Source organism: Tessaracoccus pujii (genome assembly GCF_055326215.1).
The window spans coordinates 189,010-208,277 of sequence record NZ_JBUZNP010000001.1 but is presented as its reverse complement, the minus strand read 5'-3'; the positions used below and the strand labels follow the sequence as shown (position 1 = coordinate 208,277).

The window sequence follows — 19,268 nt, the reverse complement described above, 5'->3', positions numbered from 1 at the left end:
CTTCGCCCCGCTCTCTGGGCTCCCGAGGTTTCAGGCTCGACGTGAGGGTACCCCGTGGTCGGCGCGGAAGTGGCGCCAGACGTTTTCGAAGAAGTCGTCGTCGCTGGGAATGGGACGCACGTCGCGCCAGGTGAACTCCGGCACGCCCTCGCCGGACCAGTCCACCTCCTGGGTCACACCGTCGAGGGCGCCGGCATCGAGGACGAACCGGAACTCCTCAGGCAGGGCGAGGTTCTGGTCCGGCCACGGGAGGTCACCCTCGGGGTCGGTGTAGAGCACGGAGCCGCGCGACCTGCCGCCGTGGTCCAGGTAGTCCCTCATGGCGTGGAGGTAGACGTATTGGCTCGTGAGGATGTCGTGGATGAGGAACAGCCGGTTCACGCTGCGCCTCGAGGATTCGTCGATCACCATGAGCCCCTCGTAGCCATCCAGCCACCGCGTGACCTGCTCGAGCGCCGCCAGCACGGATGCGCGCGACCGCACGAGGCCGGCGTTGCGGCTCATCAGCTCGGTGACCTCGGTGATGAGGCTCCCGGTGTTGTCCTCGGCCCCCGACCGGAAGCGGTCGACGGCGTCGGCCAGCAGCCGCGTCGCCCGCTCCAGGGCCCTGATGGCCACTGCCTCGAAGCCGTCGCTGCCGGGGAGATCCGCCCGGTGCGCGGCGATGTACTGGGCAGCGCGTGTCGCGCCGACCTGGCCGGAGTTGAGCGCTGCGCCCCCGGGACGGTAGACGCCGTGGGCGCCGGCTGCCTCGCCTACAGGGAACAGCCCGTCGATGACGGAGGAGTGCCACCAGTCGTCGACGGCGATGCCTCCGTTGTTGTGCTGGGCGCACACCGCGATCTCCAGCATGTCGGTCTCCAGGTCGACGCCAGGGTTGCGGCCCAGGTAGAACCGGTACGACGGGTCGTTCATGTGGCGGAGCCGCTGGATCGGGGTCGTGCCCGCCAGGTCGGCGGCGCCGGCCCGCTCCAGGTAGACGCGGGCCTGCTCGTCGAGGAGGGCCGCGTCGAGCTCCCCAGCCGGATTGCTGCGGAAATCGAGGAAGACCCGTCGGCCACGCGTGGCAGTCTCGCGGTACACCAGCAGGTCGATGATGCTGGAGCCGTCGCGCGCCTTGCGGATGTCGAACGGCCACTGGTAGCCCTTGAGGAACACGAGGCTGGCCAGCTGGTTCGGGTCGGCGATGACGTCGGCGAGGAACTCGCGCTCGTCGCCGCCGCCGGCGTCCGTGGACACGAACCGGGGCACAACCTGCATGTAGGTCCCGGACACGTTCCAGCGCGGTTTGATCGACGCCATGCCGAACTGCCACTCGGTGAGATTGTGGCCGCGGGCGCCGTTGCGCAGCGCGGCCCCCGCGCCGCCCCACTGGCCGTGGGGGAAGACCGAGTCGGCATACATGCCGGCCGGACCACCGGTGGCCTGGACGACGTTGGTGGCGCGGATCACCAGGAACCGCGAAGTCTCCCTCGCAAGCTGCTGGACGAGGGTGCCGGTCGGCTCCGGCGCGGGGACCTCGCCGCGGTTGGTCTCGACCGGCTCCTCCTCCTGGGCCTGATTACGGGTGGCTCCGACGTCGGTGCGCAGGAACAGCGCCCCGCGGATCTCGCCGTCCTCGACCAGCAGATCGATGAGCCGGCAGTTCCCGATCACCGGGATGCCGAGCGTGCGGATGCGTGACTCGAGGGACTCCACCATCGACTTGCTCGTGAACGGCCCGACCGAGGTGGCGCGCTGACGCGGGTCGTGATCTGTCTTGTACCCCACGAACTCGCCGGAGTGGTTGGCCGGAAACGGGACCCCGGCCTCGATGAGGTGGAAGAAACACCGCGCGCTGAGGGCCGCCTCGGCCAGCGCGTTGTCACCGTCCATGGACCCGCCGCTGAACAGCGTCTCCGCCATGGAGCGCACCGAGTCCGCTTCACCGCCGGACAGGGTCAGCTTGTAGTAGGTCTGCTTGTCGGAACCGGCGTTGCGCGACGCTCCGGCGCGGATCTTGTCGGCCACCATCACCACGTCCGGCGCGCCGAAGCCGGCAAGCCTTTCTGCGGCGCAGTACCCGGCCGAACCGGTGCCGATCACCAGGCTGGTGGTGGTGATGACGGGTATGCGCTCTGCGCCGAGGCTCAGGTGGGTCAGAGTGGGAGAGGTCACGCCAGGTCCTTCAGAGTCGGGGGAGGTGCATGCCGCCGTCGACGTGGATGACGTCTCCGGTGCTGTAGGGCATGGCGCCGGAGGCGAGAGCGGCGACGGTGCTCCCCACGTCCGAGGGCTTGCCCCACCGGGGCATCGGCGCGAGGCCCTGGGCGAACAGGGCGTCGTAGCGTTCGGTGACGCCTGCGGTCATGTCGGTGGCGATGACGCCGGGACGGACCTCGTAGACGGGGATGCCCTCGGGCGCGAGCCGGGCGGCCCAGAGCCGGGTGGCCATGGAGACGCCGGCCTTGGAGAGGCAGTACTCGCCTCGGTTGATCGACACGGTCGTGGCGGAGATCGAGGAGACGTTGATGATCGTGCCCCGAACAGGGGCACCGGCCTCGAAGGACTGCGTCAGCATCTGCCGGGCGACGGCCTGGGTCAGGAAGTAGGGTCCGCGAAGGTTGATCCCCATCACCCGGTCGTAGCTGTCCGGGGTGGCCTCCAGCAGGTCGCGGCGCTCCTCCGGTGCGACGCCGGCGTTGTTGACCAGCACGTCGATGCGTCCGAAGTGGGCGAGGATGTCGGCGACCAGGCCCGCGTGGCTGTCCAGGTCGTCGACGCGGCCCTGGAAGTACGCCGCGCTGTCCCGCCCGCCGAGCCCGTCGATGAGGCCGCCGGGTTCGGGACGGGTGGCGACCACTGCCACGCGGAAGTCCTGGGTGATGAGGGCCTGGGAAATGCCGAGGCCGATGCCCCTGCTGCCTCCCGTGACCACGGCGACACGATTCATGACCGCCATTCTTCCTGGAATCCGCCAGCTTGGCAAGCGTTTTCCCGCAATCGCGGCGGTGATCTACCAGTCGCCCCTTGCGGTAAGGACGGCGACATGTCAGGATTGGAGGAAAGCGTTTACCCAATGATGTCCAGACGCATAGAGAACAGGAACTGAGAGTGACGACGACTTTGAAGCCTCTGCCCGCCGAGACGGTGCAGGGACCCTCCCCCGTGCGCGAGATCGGCATCATCATGAACGGCGTCTCCGGCCGCATGGGCTACCGGCAGCACCTGGTGCGGTCGATCCTTGCCATCCGCGACCAGGGCGGAATCGAGATGCCGGACGGTTCCCGCGTCACGGTCCGGCCCATGCTCGTCGGGCGCAGCGAGTCCAAGCTCGCCGAGCTCGCAGCCAGGCACGGCATCGAGGACTACACCACCGACCTGGACGCGGCCCTGGCGGATCCGCGGTGGGAGATCTACTCGGACTTCCTGGTCACCAAGGCCCGCGGCGCAGCGCTCCGAAAGGCCATCGCCGCCGGGAAGACCATCTACACGGAGAAGCCCACGGCGGAGACCGCCGAGGAGGCCTTTGAACTGGCGAGGCTGGCCGTGGCCGCAGGCGTGAAGACCGGGGTGGTGCATGACAAGCTGTACCTGCCCGGCCTGCAGAAGCTCAAGCTCCTCATCGACTCCGGCTTCTTCGGCCGTATCCTCTCCGTGCGCGGGGAGTTCGGGTACTGGGTCTTCGAGGGCGACTGGCAGCCCGCTCAGCGCCCCAGCTGGAACTACCGGACCGAGGACGGCGGCGGCATCATCGTCGACATGTTCCCGCACTGGAATTACGTGCTGGAGAACCTCTTCGGTGAGGTCAAGAGCGTCTACACCCAGGCGTCGATCCACATCGCCGACCGTTGGGACGAGCACGGCGAGCACTACACGGCCACCGCCGAGGACGCGGCCTACGGCGTGTTCGAGCTGGAGGGCGGCGTCGTCGCCCAGATCAACTCCAGCTGGACCGTCCGGGTGAACCGCGACGAGCTGGTCGAGTTCCACGTCGACGGCACCCACGGCTCCGCCGTCGTCGGTCTCTTCGGTGCGAAGATGCAGCACCGCAACGCCACGCCGAAGCCGGTGTGGAACCCCGACCTGGCCGACGCGCACGACTACGCCGCGGACTGGGCCGAGGTGCCGACCAACGAGATCTTCACCAATGGCTTCCGCCAGCAGTGGGAGGAGTTCCTCACCAGCTACGTGGAGGGCACCGAGTACCCGTTCGACCTGCTGGCCGGCGCGCGCGGCGTGCGGTTGGCGGAGGCGGCGCTGCGCTCCGGTCGCGAGGGTCGCAAGGTCGTCCTCGACGAATCGCCGCTGGGCTGATCCGTGACCGCCGCGCACCCCCGCCTCTCGATCAACCAGGCCACCATCAAGCACGCCACTCTGCGTGACGCGCTGACCGTTACCGCCGGGTCCGGCATGCAGTCCATCGGCCTGTGGCGGGAGCCCGTGGCCGACGTCGGGCTGGCTGAGGCGGCCTCCATGCTGGCCGACTCCGGGTTGCGGATGTCGTCGTACTGCCGCGCGGGCTTCTTCACCGCGGTCTCCCGGCCCGAGCGGCGCGCGTCCCTGGACGACAACCGTCGCGCCATCGAGGAGACGGCAGCGCTCGCAGCGGCCGGGGCGCCGGGCTCGCGGGCAGTCCTCGTGCTCGTCGCGGGCGGGTTACCCGAGGGCTCGCGGGACCTCATCGGCGCGCGGGCCCGCGTGCGTGAGGCGCTCGAGGAACTCGCTCCCGACGCTGCGGCTGCCGGAGTGACGCTGGCCGTCGAGCCCCTGCATCCGATGTACGCGGCGGACCGCGCCGTCGTCTCGACGCTCGGGCAGTCCCTTGACCTGGTCGACGGGCTGTCGCCGCAGGTCGCCGGGGTGACGGTGGACACCTTCCACATCTGGTGGGACCCCGAGGTGCTCCCGCAGATCGAACGCGCCGGACGCGAGGGCCGGATCGCCGCCTATCAGGTGTGTGACTGGCGGGCGCCGCTGGAGGCCGACGTGCTGTTGTCCCGGCATCAGCCGGGGGCCGGCGTCATCGACTTCGAGACGCTGACCAGAGCCGTCGAGGCCACCGGATACGACGGCGACGTCGAGGTGGAGATCTTCAACGCTGCCATCTGGGGCACGGACTTCGAGGTCGTGGCACGCGACACGGTCGACTCGTTCGGCCGGTGGGTCGCCCCCCATCTGCAGCCCTAGACTCATGACTGTGAAGCCAGAGCAGCGCCGCTACGGTACGGCCACCCTCGTCGACGTCGCGCAGGCGGCCGGCGTCTCGCTGGCGACGGCGTCGCGGGTCCTGAACGGATCGACGCGGAAGGTCGCGGAGTCCTACCGCGAGCGCGTCCGGGAGGCGGCGGACAAGCTGGGCTACAGCGTCAACGTCTCCGCCCAGGCCGTCGCCAGTGGGGCCTCCGCCCTGATCGCGCTGCTGGTGGCTGACATCGCGGACCCGTACTTCGCCCAGGTCGCGGCCGGAGTCGCGCGCGGGGCGGACGAGGCGGGGTTCCTGGTCACCATCGCGACGACGGGGCGCGACCCGCAACGCGAGGCGGCGTTGCTACGCGTGCTGCGCGGCCAGCGGCCCCGAGGGGTGATCTTGGCGGCCTCGCGCATGGCGGTTCCCTTCGAGCCGGTGCAGCTGGAGGTGGACGCCATCCACGGCATGGGTGGCCGCGTCATCGCTCTCGGCCCCGGTGCCGCGGAGCTGCGCTCGGTGCTGATCGACAACTGGGGTGGCGCGCGGCAGCTCGGGCTGGCCCTCGCGGGGCGCGGCTACCGGCGCGCCGTGGTGCTGGCCGCGCCGCGCGGGCTGCTGACGACGGATCAGCGTCAGGCCGGCTTCACCGACGGGTTCACCGCCGGGGGAGGGCGCGTCGATCAGGTGTTCCGTGCCCCCTTCACGCGGGAGGGCGGCGCGCAGGCGATGCGCGAGGCGCTGGCCTCCGGGCTGGAACCCGGGACGCTGGTGTTCGCGCTGAGCGACGCGGTGGCGCTGGGCGCGGTCCGCGAGTTGCGCGACGAGGGCCGCGAGCTGGGCACGGACATCGCCATGGCCGGCTTCGACGACATTCCCGCATCCAGTGACCTCACGCCGCCGCTCACGTCGGTCCACATCCCCCTGGAGGAGGTGGGCTACCAGGCGGTCCGGGCGGCGATCGACCCGGACTGGGTCCCCTCGCCCCTCGCGCTGGAAGTCCACCTCCGCGACAGCACCCCGCCGGTCGCCGCAGACTGACCCCCTCCCAATCCCTGACGCGGGCTCCGTCCGTGCCCCCGGCTCAACCAGCCGACAGGGTTGCTGTTTCTCAGGCGGCTGGGGAGCGCAGGTTGACGTGGAGCGCGACCACGTCCATCGGCGGCATGTCGACCGTCACCTCCCCGTCGGCCACCACGAACGGGCCGTCCTCGCAACGATCCGCCATGGTGGGCGGTGAAGGCGAGGCGGCCGCGTCGCAGTAGGCGCCGTCGGGCAGGTTCGTGGTCAGGGTAGCCGTGACGGGCGTGCTGGTGTCATTGATCGCGATGAGGCCGCGGTCGCCTCGATCGAAGGCCACCGCGTAGCCCTCCTTCCACACGTTCTCGACGGGGGTGTCGCCCACCACCGCGACCCACTCAGCCAACCCCGCGACATCCCGGTGCTGGCACAACCACGCGCCATCCTCCGGATCCTCCGACGGCTCCGCGCACGCCACGTCGTCGACCCGGCCGTCCGTCTGCGGCGCCCCGGCGTCGCGGTCCGAGAAGGAGTAGCCGGAATAGACGACAGGGGTGCCGTAGTCGATGCCGAGGAGCAGAGCGGTGGCCACCCGGAACTGGTCCCCGTCCTTGGGCGTGAGTGTCTGCCCGTTGCGCTCGGTGTCGTGGTTGGTGACGAACGTGAACGCCTGCTCCGACGGGACCTCCCCGTCGCGCATATCCAAGGCGCGCGAGACAGCGCCGCCGGGCACCACGCCGGAGATGTCCTTGGCCACCTGGAACGCGAAGACGGCGCCGGCGTCGAGGTAGTCCTCCGGCTGGATCGGCTCGCCGCCCCCGCGGATGACCTCGGAGATGATCAGCGGCTCGCCGTCAAGCCTCCCGACGATGGCCTCCACATCGGTCGTGGACATGTGCTTGGCCGCGTCGATCCGGAAGCCTGCCACGCCTAAGGCGGTGAGGTCGTCGAGGTAGGCCGCGATCGTGTCGCGGACCTTCTCGCTGCCGGTGTCCAGGTCTGCGAGGTTGACCAGCTCGCACTCCTGCACCTGCTGCTGGTCCGAGTAGTTCTCGATGTCGCCTGAGACCGTCATGGGGCAGTCGTGGAAGTCCTCCTCCGAGTACAGCCCCGGGTAGTCGTAGTGCGTGAAGTCCGTGCCCGCGACACCAGTGCCCCCGTCGATCCCCGCCATGTGGTTGATCACGGCGTCGGCGATCACGTCCACGCCGGCCTCCCCGCACGCGGTGACCATCTCGGCGAACTCCTCGCGCGTGCCCAGCTTGGACTCGAGCTGGTAGCTGACCGGCTGGTAGGAGGTCCACCACTGCTCGCCCTCGATGTGCTCCTGGGCGGGGGAGAGCAGCACGAAGCCGAATTGGTGTGGGCCGAGCACGTCTGTGCACTCCTTGGCCACCGACCGCCACGGCCATTGGAAGAGCTGGACCCCGACGGTGGGGGTGGCCTCGACGGCGGGCTCGGGGGTCGCGGTGCAGGCGCCGAGGGCGGCGGCGCCGATGAGCAGGACCGGGGTGAGGACGCGTCGTCGCATGTCGGCCAGCGTAGGCGGTCGCGGGGATCGGGCGCCCCGTTCTGGCGTCGAACCTAGACTGGCCGCATGAGCAAGCTCGGCATGATCCTCAAGACCACGGGCGCCGCGGTCGCCACGACGGTGACGCTGGTGTCGGCGCTGCGCGAGAATCCGCAGATCGCCAAGAGCCTGGACAATCTGGTGGGCAAGCTGCAGTCGGCCACCGACCCGAACAACGCGAAGCTCCGCTTCGACGCCAAGATGGCGGCCATCGACACGGCCGCGGACGCCGTCGAGAGGGCGTTCCCCGAGGCCAAGGAGCCGCAGGGGTGGCGCCGGCACGCGCAGGCGCTGCGGGTGCGGGGCGAGCTGGCGTGGGGCGCCAACACGGGCGGAGTGCGCCGTAAGGCCATGAAGTCGCTGAACGCGGAGACGGCGGAGCTGCTCGAGCAGATCAACGTCCGGCTGGCCCAGCTGCAGAAGCAGCTCCCGCCTGAGGGCCCCCGCGCCAGCTGACCCCCGCGACCCGATACACCACCGACGGCCTGGAGCTAGCCCCGGGGGGTGCTTTGAGCCGATGGATGGGTTCGCGGGATGGGTCCCGCTCAGCCTGAGCGTGGTCATCTCCGCGAACCCATCCATCGGCTCAAACCCCCACCCGCCCCAAGCGCGGACCCCACTCCACCCCGGGCACACGCAGGCCCCGGTCCGTCAGGAGCGGACCGGGGCCTGCGTGGTGTGATCCCGGGGGTCAGGCCAGGACGCGGGGAGGATCAGGCGGGGGCGATGAGGAAGTCGCGCACCAGGGCGTCGAGATCGCAGTCAGCGCCCAGGAACTGGCGCAGCGTCTTGCGGGTGGGGCCGAAGGTCTCGAACTCCTCGATGGACAGGCCGTCCTCCTCGTAGGCGCGGTTGAAGTCCTCGATGCGCCGCAGCGACGCGATGATCTTCGGGTCCACCGGCACGTCGATGCGGCTCTCGGCCACGTAGTCGGAGTTGTTGATCCGCTTGGCCCACTTGAACGGCGGGGAAACCACCAGGTCACCGCCCACGAGCTCGCTGTACTGCAGCACGTTGCGGAACGCGGCCGACAGGACGCGCGACCGGAAGCCGCGCTCCTGGAAGATCTGGTAGGCCTTCTTGATGGCCGCGACGCCGGCCCACTCCATGTGGCCGGGGTCGATGAAGAGCTGGGTGCGCTCGGCTTCGGCCTTCATCCAGTCGTCGAGGCGACCCACCATGAGCGTGACCACGGGCCACATCTGGTCGATCGGCTTACCCTCCGCGACGCGCCGCTGCAGGCCCCGCTCGATCGCCTCGCCGGAGCGGACGACCTGGGCGACGGTGAACGACACGGTCACGTTCATGACGACGCCGCGGTAGGTGGCCTCCTCGATGGCCTCGATTCCCACCTTCGTGGCGGGAATCTTCACGATGATGTTGGGCGCCAGGTTGTGGAACTCCTCAGCCTGGTCGGCGAGGGCCTTGGCGTCGCGGTGGTGGCGGGGATCCGTCTGCACGGAGAGCCGGCCGTTGCGCCCCTTCGACTCCTCGAAGATCGGCAGCAGCAACTCGGCAGCCTCGATGGACATGTCCTTGATGGCCTGCCAGCCGATCTCAGACTCGCCCCACGTGGGGTGGGCGGCCGCGATGGCCTGGATCCGGGGGCCCCAGATGTCCTTGCGCTGCTTGATGGTGGTGTACCCGATCACGGGGTTGCAGGTGGCTCCGACGCCGCCGTAGGAGATGGACTGGCGCAGCTCCTCGAGGTCTGCCGAGTCGTTCCACAGGGCGGTAGGCGTAGTCCGGGCCGCGGTCAGGAGCGGTCCCTCGGTGTACTCGATGGTCATCGACATTTCCTTCTTGACGGTGGTGCGGTCTCGACGATGAGGCCTTGCACCCATTGGACACCCAATCGCTTTGTCCTGTCAAGCGTATGTCAGAACAAATATTGGGGCAAGTGCTGATCGGCGGACGACGCCCACGGTGCGGGATCGGCGGTCATGCCAGGACGGTCTGGTCGTAGGAGTACATGGAGGCCCGGTACACGTGCATGCCGAACTCCACGGCGCGGTGCTGCTCGTCGTAGGCGGTGCGCTGCATGGTGAGCAGAGCCGCCCCCGTCGGCTCGTTCAGCAGGCGCCCCTCGTCGGCCGTGGCCAGGCGCGCGCTGATCTGCTGCACGCCGACGGCCACCTTGACCCCCCTGGTGCGCAACAGCGCGTAGAGCCCGCCCGTCTCCAGTTCGTCCCTGGTGGGGGCGATGCCGGCGGGAAGCCAGTTGGTCAGGATGGCCAGGGGCTCATCGCGCAGCATTCGGAGCCGACGCATGCGGACCACCTCCGAGCCGACGGGGACGGTGAGCGCCGCCGCGACCCCGGGTGCCGCCTCCTCGATCGCCCACTCCAGCACGGTGGTGCGGGGGTCGACCCCGGACTTCTCAAGGTCGTCGTTGAGGGAGCTGAGCGCCATGGGGCGGTGCACCCGGGTGGGCGTGACCATCGTGCCGGCGCCGCGTCGCCGGACGATCAGCCCCTTGTTGGTCAGCGTCTCCATGGCGCGGCGGGCCGTGGGCCGCGACACCTTGAGCCGCTCGGCCATGGATACCTCGTCCTCGAGGCGTGTGCCGGGCTCGATCTCGCCGTTCTCGATCAGCCGGGTCAGCGGTTCCGCGATCTGGGCGTGGAGCGGCGTGGAGCTGGCGCGGTCGATCTCGATCTGCGCGATGTAGGGGGCACTTGGCGGCATGGTTCATCTCACGTTCTATTGAATGCAGTCTAGAGGCATTGTCAGGTCTTGGCGAGGACTTTGTCAGGATGAATTCCCGATGCCGGGTCCGGCAGGGCGTCGCCGAGCAGATTGTTCGTTTGTCTTGACAAATGACGAAGGGTCGTTACGATGGGAGGGCACCACCTCGAAGAAGCGGGTTATTGATGGGACTTTTCGGCACACGCACGGTCGATGTGCTGACCATGGGGCGTATCGGCGTGGACATCTATCCTCACCAGCACGGGGTCGGCCTTGAAGACGTGACGTCCTTCGGCAAATTCCTCGGCGGCAGCGCCACCAACGTCGCCGTCGCCGCCGCGCGCCTCCGTCGCTCGGCCGCCGTGGTCACGGCCGTCGGCGACGACCCCTTCGGCCGGTTCTGCCGCGCCGAGATGGGCCACCTCGGGGTGTTCGACGATTACGTCAAGGTCGACGGCGACCTCAACACGCCGGTCACCTTCTGCGAGATCTTTCCCCCGGACAACTTCCCCCTCTACTTCTACCGCCGCCCCACGGCGCCGGACCTGCGCCTCCGGCCGGAGGACCTGCCCTTCGACGCCATCGTCCAGGCCAAGGTGTTCTGGGTCACCGCGACCGGGCTGAGTCGCGAGCCCAGCCGGTCCACCCACATCGCCGCCCTGAAGGCCCGCGGGCGCCGGCCGTTCACCATCCTGGATCTCGACTACCGCGAGCAGTTCTGGTCCTCGCCAGAGGCTGCGCGTGAGGCGATCGCCGAGGCGCTGCCCTTTGTCGACATCGTCGTGGGCAACGCGGCCGAGTGTCTCGTCGCAGTCGGGGAATCCGACCCGGAGCGGGCCGCCGAGGCGCTGCTGGCGCGCGGAGTGGACCTGGCAGTGGTCAAGCGCGGCCCCGACGGCGTGCTCGCGATGGATGCCGATCGCGTGATCGAGGTCGAGGGCACTCCCATCGACGTGGTCAACGGCCTCGGCGCCGGCGACGCGTTCGGCGGCGCGCTGTGCTTCGGACTCATCAAGGAGTGGCCGCTCGTCGACACGCTCGTGGCCGCCTCGGCCGCCGGCGCCCTCGTCGCCACCCGCCTCGAATGCTCGACGGCGATGCCGAGCGAGCCCGAGCTCCTCGCGGCCGTGCGCCGCAACCCAGTCGCCACCAAGACCCGCCACCGCGTCAAGGAGAACTCATGACCGACCTCGTCCTGCCAGCCGGCTCCACCGCGTCGCCGCCCCTCTCCGTCGAGGTGAGCCCCGAATCGGCCGGGTGGGGATACTCCGGCCTCAGGATCGCGGTGCTGGGCGCCGGCGAGTCCTACGCGCTGTCCACCGGTGAGGCCGAGTATCTCGTCCTGCCGCTGGAGGGCGCCGCGACGCTCGCCGTCGGCGGGGCCACCTTCCAGCTCAAGGGTCGCTCGACCGTCTTCGGCGAGGTCACCGACTACCTCTACCTCCCCCGGGGCGCCGAGGCCACCATCACCTCCGTCGGCGGCGGCCGCTACGCGCTGCCCAGCGCCGTCGCCGACGCCACGCTCGACGTGCGCTACTGCCCGGCCGACGAGGCCGTCGTCGGCCTGCGGGGCGCGGGCACGATGTCGCGGCAGGTCACCAACTACGCGCTCAACAACACGCTGCAGACCAGCCGCCTGCTGGTGTGCGAGGTCATCACCCCCGGCGGCAACTGGTCCAGCTACCCCCCGCACAAGCACGACGAGACCACCGGCACCGAGCGCGAGCTCGAGGAGATCTACTACTTCGAGATCAAGGCCGACGAGCACGGCCCCGGCATGGCCTTCCACTCCACCTACGGCACGCCCGAGCGGCCCATCGACGTCGCGCTGCGGGTCAACAGCGGCGACACCGCACTGGTTCCGCACGGCTGGCACGGCCCGTGTGTCGCGGCACCGGGCTACGACCTGTATTACCTCAACGTGATGGCCGGCCCCGGTGGACCCGAGTGGTTGTCCGTGGACGACCCCTGCTACGGCTGGCTCCGCCAGACTTGGGACGACACAGACGTCGATCCCCGCCTCCCCTACGTACCCACCCGGCTCGACGCCTGAGAAAGCGAGTTACCCTCACATGACCACCATCCGCCTTTCGGTTGCGCAAGCCATCGTCCGGTACCTCGCGCACCAGTACACCGAGCGCGACGGCGTGGAGCAGCGCTTCATTCCTGGCATGTTCGGCATCTTCGGCCACGGCAACGTCGCCGGCATCGGCCAGGCCCTCCTGCAGCACGAGGTTGACCCCGCCTTCGACGAGCCCTTCGAGTACTGGATGGGCCGCAACGAGCAGGGCATGGTCCACGTGGCCGCCGCCTTCGCCAAGCAGACCGAGCGCCTGCAGACCCTCGCGGTCACGTCCTCGATCGGCCCCGGCGCCCTCAACATGGTCACCGGCGCCGCGCTGGCCACCACCAACCGCGTGCCCGTGCTGCTGTTCCCCTCGGACATCTTCGCCAACCGCATGCCGGACCCGGTGCTGCAGCAGGTGGAGGACCCCACTAACCCCGACGTGAGCGCCAACGACGCCTTCCGTCCGGTGTCGAAGTTCTGGGACCGGGTCAACCGCCCGGAGCAGCTCATGGTCTCCCTGCCGCGCGCCATGCGCGTGCTGACGGATCCGGCCGACACCGGCGCCGCCGTCGTCTGCATGCCCGAGGACGTCCAGGCCGAGGTCTACGACTGGCCCGAGGAGTTCTTCGCCAGGAAGGTGTGGCACATCGACCGCCGCGTCCCGGACCGCGCCGCCCTCGCCCGCGCCGTCGAGGCCATCCGCGCCGCCAAGCGCCCCCTCATCATCTCCGGCGGCGGCACCATCTACTCCGGTGCCACCGAGGAACTGCGCGCCTTCGCCACCGCCACCGGCATCCCGGTGGCCGACACGCAGGCCGGCAAGGGCGGCATCAACTGGGACCACGAGCGCGCCGTCGGCGGCGTGGGCTCCACCGGAGCCGGCTCGGCCAACGCGATCGCCGTCGAGGCGGACCTCATCATCGGCATCGGCACCCGCTACTCCGACTTCACCACCGGCTCGCAGACCCAGTTCAAGAACCCGGACGTCAGGTTCCTCAACATCAACGTCGGCTCCTTCGACGCGGCCAAGCAGGGCGCCCAGATGCTCGTGGCCGACGCCCGCGAGGCGCTGACCGCGCTCACCGAGGCACTCTCCGACTACCGCGTCGAGGATGCGTACTCCCAGAAGATCGCCGACGAGCGCGCCGCCTGGGCCGAGGCCACCGAGACGTGCTACCACCTGGGCCACGGACCGCTCCCGGCGCAGACCGAGGTGTTCGGCGCCCTCAACGAGATGATGGGCGACGACGACATCGTCATCAACGCCGCCGGCTCCATGCCTGGAGACCTGCAGTCCCTGTGGCGGGCCCGCACCCCCGGGCAGTACCACGTCGAATACGCCTTCTCGACCATGGGCTACGAGATCCCCGCGGCACTCGGCTGCAAGATGGCGTCCCCGGAGTCGGAGGTGGTGGCCATCGTCGGCGACGGCACGTACCAGATGCTGCCGATGGAGATCGCCACCATCATCCAGGAGCGCGCGAAGGTGATCTTCGTGCTGCTGCAGAACCACGGCTACGCGTCCATCGGCGGGCTGTCGGAGTCCCGCGGCTCGCAGCGGTTCGGAACCAAGTACCGCATGCGTTCCGCCGACGGCGGACGCAGCGACGAGCTGATCCCCGTCGACATCGCCGGCAACGCCCGCACCTGGGGCCTCGACGTCCTGGAGGTCCGCACCATCGCGGACTTCCGTGAGGCCTACGCCACCGCCGTCGCCTCCGACAAGGCGACGATGATCTACATCGAGACCGACCTGTACGGGCCCAACCCGCCCGGCACCAGCTGGTGGGACGTGCCCGTCACGGCCGCCTCCACGCTCGAATCCACCCAGAAGGCCTACGAGGAGTACGCGGAGGCCGTCAAGGCCCAGCGTCGCTTCTTCTGATCCCCACCCCCGAGAGGAAACTGATATGTCCATCACCATGCCCCATTGGATCGACGGCGCCGAGTACTTCGAGGAGGGTGTCGAGGTCCTGCCCATCGACAATCCCGCCACCGGCGAGGTCATCGGCGGAGTCGCCGAGGCCAGCATCGAACTCATCGACCGCGCCGTCGCGTCGGCCCGCACCGCCCAGAAGGCCTGGGGCCGGGCGTCGCTGGCCAAGCGCACCCGCGTCATGTTCAACTTCCGCCAGCTGCTCATCGAGCGCCAGGACGACCTCGCCGACGTCATTGTCCGTGAGGGTGGCAAGACCCGTGGCGACGCGCTCGGCGAGATCGCCCGCGGCCTGGAGATCGTGGAATTCGCCTGCGGCATCCAGAACGCGCTCAAGGGAGACCACACCATCGAGGCCGCCACCGGCGTCGACGTGCACACCATCCGCCAGGCCGTCGGTGTCGTCGGCGCCATCGTGCCCTTCAACTTCCCCATGATGGTGCCCATGTGGATGCACCCGATGGCTCTGGCCACCGGCAACGCCGTCATCCTCAAGCCGGCCACGCCCGTGCCCTCCGTGTCGCTCATGGTGGCCAAGCTGTACCAGGAGGCGGGCCTGCCCGACGGCCTGTTCCAGGTGGTGTGCGGCGACAAGCAGGTGGTCTCCCACATCCTTGACCACCCCGGCATCGATGCCGTCTCCTTCGTCGGCTCGACCCCGGTGGCCAAGATCGTGGCTGAGCGCTGCGCTGCCTCCGGCAAGCGGTTCCAGGCCCTCGGCGGCGCCAACAACCACGCCATCGTGATGCCCGACGCCAACCTGGACTTCGCGGCCCAGCACATTGTCTCCGGCGCCTTCGGCGCGGCCGGTCAGCGCTGCATGGCCCTGCCTGTCGTCGTGGCCGTGGGTGAGGCGCACGACGCCCTCATCGAGAAGGTCAAGGCCCGCGCCGAGGTCCTCAAGGTGGGCCCGGGCTCGGACCCGAAGAACGAGCTCGGCCCGGTCATCTCGTCGAAGTCCCGCGAGCGGATCCTGTCCTGGATCAACGACGCCGAAGCCAAGGGCGCCAACGTGGTGCTCGACGGTCGCGGCTTCAGCTCCGAGGTCGAGGGCACCGCGAACGGCAACTGGGTGGGCCCCACCATCGTGGACAACGTCCCGCTCGAGACGCAGCTGTACTGCGAGGAGGTCTTCGGGCCGGTGCTGGTGGTGGTGAAGACCGACACCTACGAGGAGGCCATCGAGATCGTCAACTCGAGCGCGTTCGGCAACGGCTCGGCGATCTTCACGGAGAACGGCCAGGTGGCCCGCCAGTTCCAGCTCGACGTCAACGCGGGCATGGTGGGCATCAACGTGCCCATCCCGGTTCCGGTCGGCTACTACTCGTTCGGCGGCTGGAAGAACTCGCTGCTGGGCGATCACAAGATCCACGGCCAGGAGGGCGTGAACTTCTACACCCGCACCAAGGTGATCACGACGCGGTGGGCCGGTTCCGGCAGCCACGGCAAGATCGGCCTGGACTTCGTCGCCACCAAGTAAGGCCGGCAACGGCACAACACACCCTGAGCACCGTCCGGGGCTGATCCCGGGGTGGGCACCGCTGCCCACCCCGGCCCGCCCGGACGGGCTCGTCACCATGGCGCGAAGCGCCAGGAAGGAACTCGTCATGGCCAAGCGCATCGGCGTCGGCGTCATCTCACTCGGCTGGATGGGCCGACTGCACACCCGCAGCTACAAGGCGCTCGCGGAGCGCTACCCGGAGCTGGGCCTGGCCTGCGACCTCGTCGCGGCCTGTGACCCGGTTGAGGCCACGCGCGACTGGGCCGTCGACGTGGCGGGCTTCCAGCGCGCCTACGCCGACTACCGCGATCTTCTCGCGGACCCGGAGGTGGAGGTGGTCTCCATCTGCGCGCCCAACTTCCTGCACCACGAGATCGCGCTGGCCGCCGCCGCGGCCGGCAAGCCGTTCTGGATCGAGAAGCCCATGGGCGTCAGCGCGACGGAGTCGCGTGAGATCGCCCAGGCCGCCGCCGGCGCGGGTCTGGCCACCGCCGTCGGCTTCAACTACCGGCACGTGCCGGCCATCCAGTACGCGCGCCAGTTGATCCGCGAGGGGAAGCTGGGGCGGGTGACGAACTGCCGCGTGTGGTTCATCGCCGACTACGCCTCCAGCCCCGACGGCCCGCTCACGTGGCGCTACGACCGGGCTCGGGCGGGCGCCGGCATCGTCGGCGACCTGCTCTCGCACGGCGCTGACCTGGCCCAGTATCTGGTGGGACGCATCTCGTCGGTCTCGGCGATGACGGACACGTTCATCAAGGAACGGCCCATCCCGATCGGCTCCGGCGGCGTCGGCCACTCGGGCTACACCGTCGGCGAGGAGAAGGGGCCGGTGGGCAACGAGGACTGGGTGGCCGTGCTGACCCGGTTCGACGGCGGCGTCGTGGGGGTCCTGGAGGCCAGCCGGGTGTCCGTGGGGCCGCGGGCCGAGTACATCGTCGAGGTCTACGGCACGGAGGGGTCGGTGCGCTGGAACTTCGAGTCTCTGAACCACCTCGACGTGTGTGTGGGTCGCGGCGAGGGCCCTGTCCAGGGCTACACCAGGGTCATGGCCGGCCCCGGCATGCCGGACTTCGACCGGTTCCAGCCCGGCGCGGGCACCTCGATGGGCTTCGACGACCTGAAGGCCGTCGAGGCAGCGAAATTCCTCATCTCCGTGACGACGGGGGAGCAGGTCGCCCCCTCGGCCGGCGATGGCTGGGCCGCGGCCGAGATCGACGAGGCGGTCGTGGCCTCGGCCGCAGACGGTCAGTGGCACGACGTGCCGACGGTCGAGGCGGTCACCACCTTCGGCCGCTGACCCCTCCCGATTTCCGCCCGCGTGGAAACCCCGACGTGGGCGCTCGGTGGTCTGGTGCGGTGAGCCGTGCGTCGAGGCCCGGGCGGCCGTTGTCCAAGGTCTCGCGCCTTGCCGCGGGCCCGTCTGCGGTTGGGTGTGGAGTCCGCCCGGGTCTCGTCTCCCGTCTCCCCGCACTGGTCTGCCTGTGGCGTGGTTGGGTCCGGGTTCTGCAACTTGCGATCAGGAGGGCGGTATCTGCGTATATGCACAGATACCGCCCTCCTGATCGCAAGTTGCAGACCGATGTGGGCGACTCGGCTGGCGTGCGTCTCAGGGAGCCGGTCGGGGAGTTCCCTGGGGCGCGTGAGAGACGGGAGCCCTACGCTCAGAGCTATGAAGCTCTTCCTCCGCCTGCTCGCCACGGCCGTTGCGACCGCCATCGCCGTGTGGCTCCTCCCCGGCATCACGCTGACCGCCGACACCACGGTCAACCAGGCCCTGACGCTCCTGGGGGTGGCTGTCATCCTCGGCGTGGTGAACGCCGTCGTGAGGCCCTTCGCGGCGGTTCTCGGCACGTGCCTCATCGTGCTGACATTCGGACTCTTCCTGCTCGTGATCAACGCGCTGATGCTGATGCTGACGTCCTGGGTGGCCGGGCAGGTGGGCTTGGGATTCCACGTCGACGGCTTCTGGACCGCCCTCATCGGGTCCTTCATCATCTCCGTCGTGTCGGCTGTCGTGACCTCTGCGCTCGGTGCAAACGATTCCACAAAGAGGCGCATGTAAGAACAAATAAATGTCGCGACAAACTGGCACCCCGGTAGTGACAGGGCGACAGGCGTAGTCCATACTGTGAATGTCCACACAAATTCACTGAGGAGTCATCATGGACATTCCTGCAACGATGCGCGCCGCGGTCCTCCGGGCTCCCGGTGAACCGCTCTCGATCGAGACCATCCCGACCCCCCGCCCGCGCGCCAACGAGGTCCTGCTCAAGGTGGCGGCCTGCGGCCTGTGTCACTCGGACCTCCACGTCCTCGGCGGCGCCATCGCGTTCCCCACCCCCTGCGTCCTCGGCCATGAGGTGTCGGGCGCCATCGTCGAGCTCGGCCCCGGCATGCTCACCGGCGAACTCCAGGTCGGTCAGAATGTGGCCGGCGCCTTCCTGATGCCCTGCGGCCAGTGCAAGGCCTGCCGCGCCGGCCGCGACGACCTCTGCTACCCGTTCTTCCAGCTCAACCGGCTCAAGGGCGTCCTGTACGACGGCGAGACCCGGCTCTCGGACATGGACGGCAACCCCATCTGGATGTACTCCATGGGCGGCCTGGCGGAGTACTGCGTGGTTCCTGCCACCTCCGTGACGCCTATTCCCGACAACCTCTCGCCGAAGAACACGGCCATCCTCGGCTGCGCGGCCATGACTGCCTACGGCGCCGTACGGCGCGGTGCGGACCTGCGGTTCGGTGAGACCGTCGCCGTCGTCGCCACCGGTGGTGTGGGCTCCATGATCCTCAAGTTCGCCAAGGTCATGGGCGCCCGTCAGGTCATCGCGCTCGATGTCGACGACGACAAGCTCGCGGCGGCCAAGGTCATGGGCGCCACGCACACGGTCAACCTCAAGAACACCGACGCGCGGGAGGCCGTGATGGAGATCACCGACGGCTACGGCGTCGACGTGGCGTTCGAGGCGCTGGGCCGCCCCCAGACCTGGAATACCGCGCTGGACATCCTGTCCGACGGCGGCCGCATGGTTCCGATCGGCCTGGGCGCCGGAGTGCAGTCGGCCGAGGTGCAGATCAACCGCACCGTGCGCCGCAGCCAGTCCATCATCGGCTCCTACGGAGCGCGTACCCGCGTGGACCTCCCGGCGGTGGTGGACATGGCGGCGCGGGGCCTCATCGAGGTCGACGACGTGGTCAACCAGGTCTTCAGCCTCGACGACGTCAACCTGGGCTACCAGAAGCTCCGTGAGGGCACGATGTCGGGTCGCGGCATCGTGGACATGAGCCTCTGACCCGAGCACGCGACAGGGGCGGTCA

General features: G+C 69.3%; 16 protein-coding genes. 11 read left to right on the top strand and 5 right to left on the bottom strand.

Features of this window, described 5'->3' with window-relative positions; genetic code table 11:
* Positions 1 to 30: 30 nt before the first annotated feature.
* Complete coding sequence (locus ACZK5N_RS00895) at positions 31 to 2,157, bottom strand: FAD-binding protein (protein WP_459017956.1); 2,127 nt, start codon at positions 2,155 to 2,157, stop codon at positions 31 to 33.
* A 10-nt stretch (positions 2,158 to 2,167) separates the two neighbouring features.
* Positions 2,168 to 2,932, bottom strand: coding sequence for a 3-ketoacyl-ACP reductase (locus ACZK5N_RS00890; protein WP_459017955.1), 765 nt, complete (start codon positions 2,930 to 2,932; stop codon positions 2,168 to 2,170).
* A gap of 161 nt (positions 2,933 to 3,093) precedes the next feature.
* Here ACZK5N_RS00890 and ACZK5N_RS00885 point away from each other — a divergent pair, with 161 nt between their 5' ends.
* Genes ACZK5N_RS00885 through ACZK5N_RS00875 form a run of 3 tightly spaced genes read left to right on the top strand, consistent with a single transcriptional unit; the run spans position 3,094 to position 6,208 of the window.
* The gene (locus ACZK5N_RS00885) at positions 3,094 to 4,296 is read left to right on the top strand and encodes a Gfo/Idh/MocA family protein (RefSeq protein ID WP_459017954.1); all 1,203 of its coding nucleotides are present in this window, start codon (positions 3,094 to 3,096) and stop codon (positions 4,294 to 4,296) included.
* A gap of 3 nt (positions 4,297 to 4,299) precedes the next feature.
* A complete protein-coding gene (locus tag ACZK5N_RS00880) occupies positions 4,300 to 5,169 on the top strand; it encodes a sugar phosphate isomerase/epimerase family protein (protein WP_459017953.1) in 870 nt (289 codons plus the stop codon).
* Between the two features lie 10 nt (positions 5,170 to 5,179).
* The gene (locus ACZK5N_RS00875; protein ID WP_459017952.1) at positions 5,180 to 6,208 is read left to right on the top strand and encodes a LacI family DNA-binding transcriptional regulator; all 1,029 of its coding nucleotides are present in this window, start codon (positions 5,180 to 5,182) and stop codon (positions 6,206 to 6,208) included.
* Positions 6,209 to 6,278: 70 nt separating this feature from the next.
* Here ACZK5N_RS00875 and ACZK5N_RS00870 read toward each other — a convergent pair whose 3' ends face one another.
* Positions 6,279 to 7,718: an alpha-amylase gene (locus ACZK5N_RS00870; RefSeq protein ID WP_459017951.1), complete on the bottom strand. Its 1,440-nt coding sequence runs from the start codon at positions 7,716 to 7,718 to the stop codon at positions 6,279 to 6,281.
* A gap of 66 nt (positions 7,719 to 7,784) precedes the next feature.
* Between ACZK5N_RS00870 and ACZK5N_RS00865 the strand changes: the two genes are divergently transcribed.
* Positions 7,785 to 8,213 (top strand): hypothetical protein, encoded by a 429-nt coding sequence (locus tag ACZK5N_RS00865; RefSeq protein ID WP_459017950.1) that lies wholly within the window; start codon positions 7,785 to 7,787, stop codon positions 8,211 to 8,213.
* A gap of 257 nt (positions 8,214 to 8,470) precedes the next feature.
* Here the strand turns inward: ACZK5N_RS00865 and ACZK5N_RS00860 are convergent, their stop codons facing one another.
* Both ACZK5N_RS00860 and ACZK5N_RS00855 read right to left on the bottom strand, forming a co-directional pair.
* A complete protein-coding gene (locus ACZK5N_RS00860; RefSeq protein ID WP_459017949.1) occupies positions 8,471 to 9,547 on the bottom strand; it encodes a transaldolase family protein in 1,077 nt (358 codons plus the stop codon).
* A 151-nt stretch (positions 9,548 to 9,698) separates the two neighbouring features.
* Complete coding sequence (locus ACZK5N_RS00855; protein ID WP_459017948.1) at positions 9,699 to 10,445, bottom strand: GntR family transcriptional regulator; 747 nt, start codon at positions 10,443 to 10,445, stop codon at positions 9,699 to 9,701.
* Between the two features lie 185 nt (positions 10,446 to 10,630).
* Between ACZK5N_RS00855 and iolC the strand changes: the two genes are divergently transcribed.
* From iolC to ACZK5N_RS00820, 7 genes are all read left to right on the top strand, one after another.
* Positions 10,631 to 11,629, top strand: coding sequence for a 5-dehydro-2-deoxygluconokinase (gene iolC / locus ACZK5N_RS00850; RefSeq protein ID WP_459017947.1), 999 nt, complete (start codon positions 10,631 to 10,633; stop codon positions 11,627 to 11,629).
* A complete protein-coding gene (iolB, locus tag ACZK5N_RS00845) occupies positions 11,626 to 12,498 on the top strand; it encodes a 5-deoxy-glucuronate isomerase (protein WP_459017946.1) in 873 nt (290 codons plus the stop codon). Before iolC ends, iolB begins: the two co-directional genes overlap by 4 nt.
* 19 nt (positions 12,499 to 12,517) lie before the next feature.
* Positions 12,518 to 14,398, top strand: coding sequence for a 3D-(3,5/4)-trihydroxycyclohexane-1,2-dione acylhydrolase (decyclizing) (gene iolD / locus ACZK5N_RS00840; protein WP_459017945.1), 1,881 nt, complete (start codon positions 12,518 to 12,520; stop codon positions 14,396 to 14,398).
* A gap of 25 nt (positions 14,399 to 14,423) precedes the next feature.
* On the top strand, positions 14,424 to 15,929 hold the full coding sequence (locus ACZK5N_RS00835; protein ID WP_463624560.1) for a CoA-acylating methylmalonate-semialdehyde dehydrogenase: 1,506 nt from the start codon (positions 14,424 to 14,426) through the stop codon (positions 15,927 to 15,929).
* A 127-nt stretch (positions 15,930 to 16,056) separates the two neighbouring features.
* Positions 16,057 to 17,250 (top strand): Gfo/Idh/MocA family protein, encoded by a 1,194-nt coding sequence (locus ACZK5N_RS00830; RefSeq protein WP_463624559.1) that lies wholly within the window; start codon positions 16,057 to 16,059, stop codon positions 17,248 to 17,250.
* Positions 17,251 to 17,622: 372 nt separating this feature from the next.
* Positions 17,623 to 18,015 (top strand): phage holin family protein, encoded by a 393-nt coding sequence (locus ACZK5N_RS00825; RefSeq protein WP_463624558.1) that lies wholly within the window; start codon positions 17,623 to 17,625, stop codon positions 18,013 to 18,015.
* Between the two features lie 100 nt (positions 18,016 to 18,115).
* Positions 18,116 to 19,243 (top strand): zinc-binding dehydrogenase, encoded by a 1,128-nt coding sequence (locus ACZK5N_RS00820; protein ID WP_463624557.1) that lies wholly within the window; start codon positions 18,116 to 18,118, stop codon positions 19,241 to 19,243.
* Positions 19,244 to 19,268 lie beyond the last annotated feature (25 nt).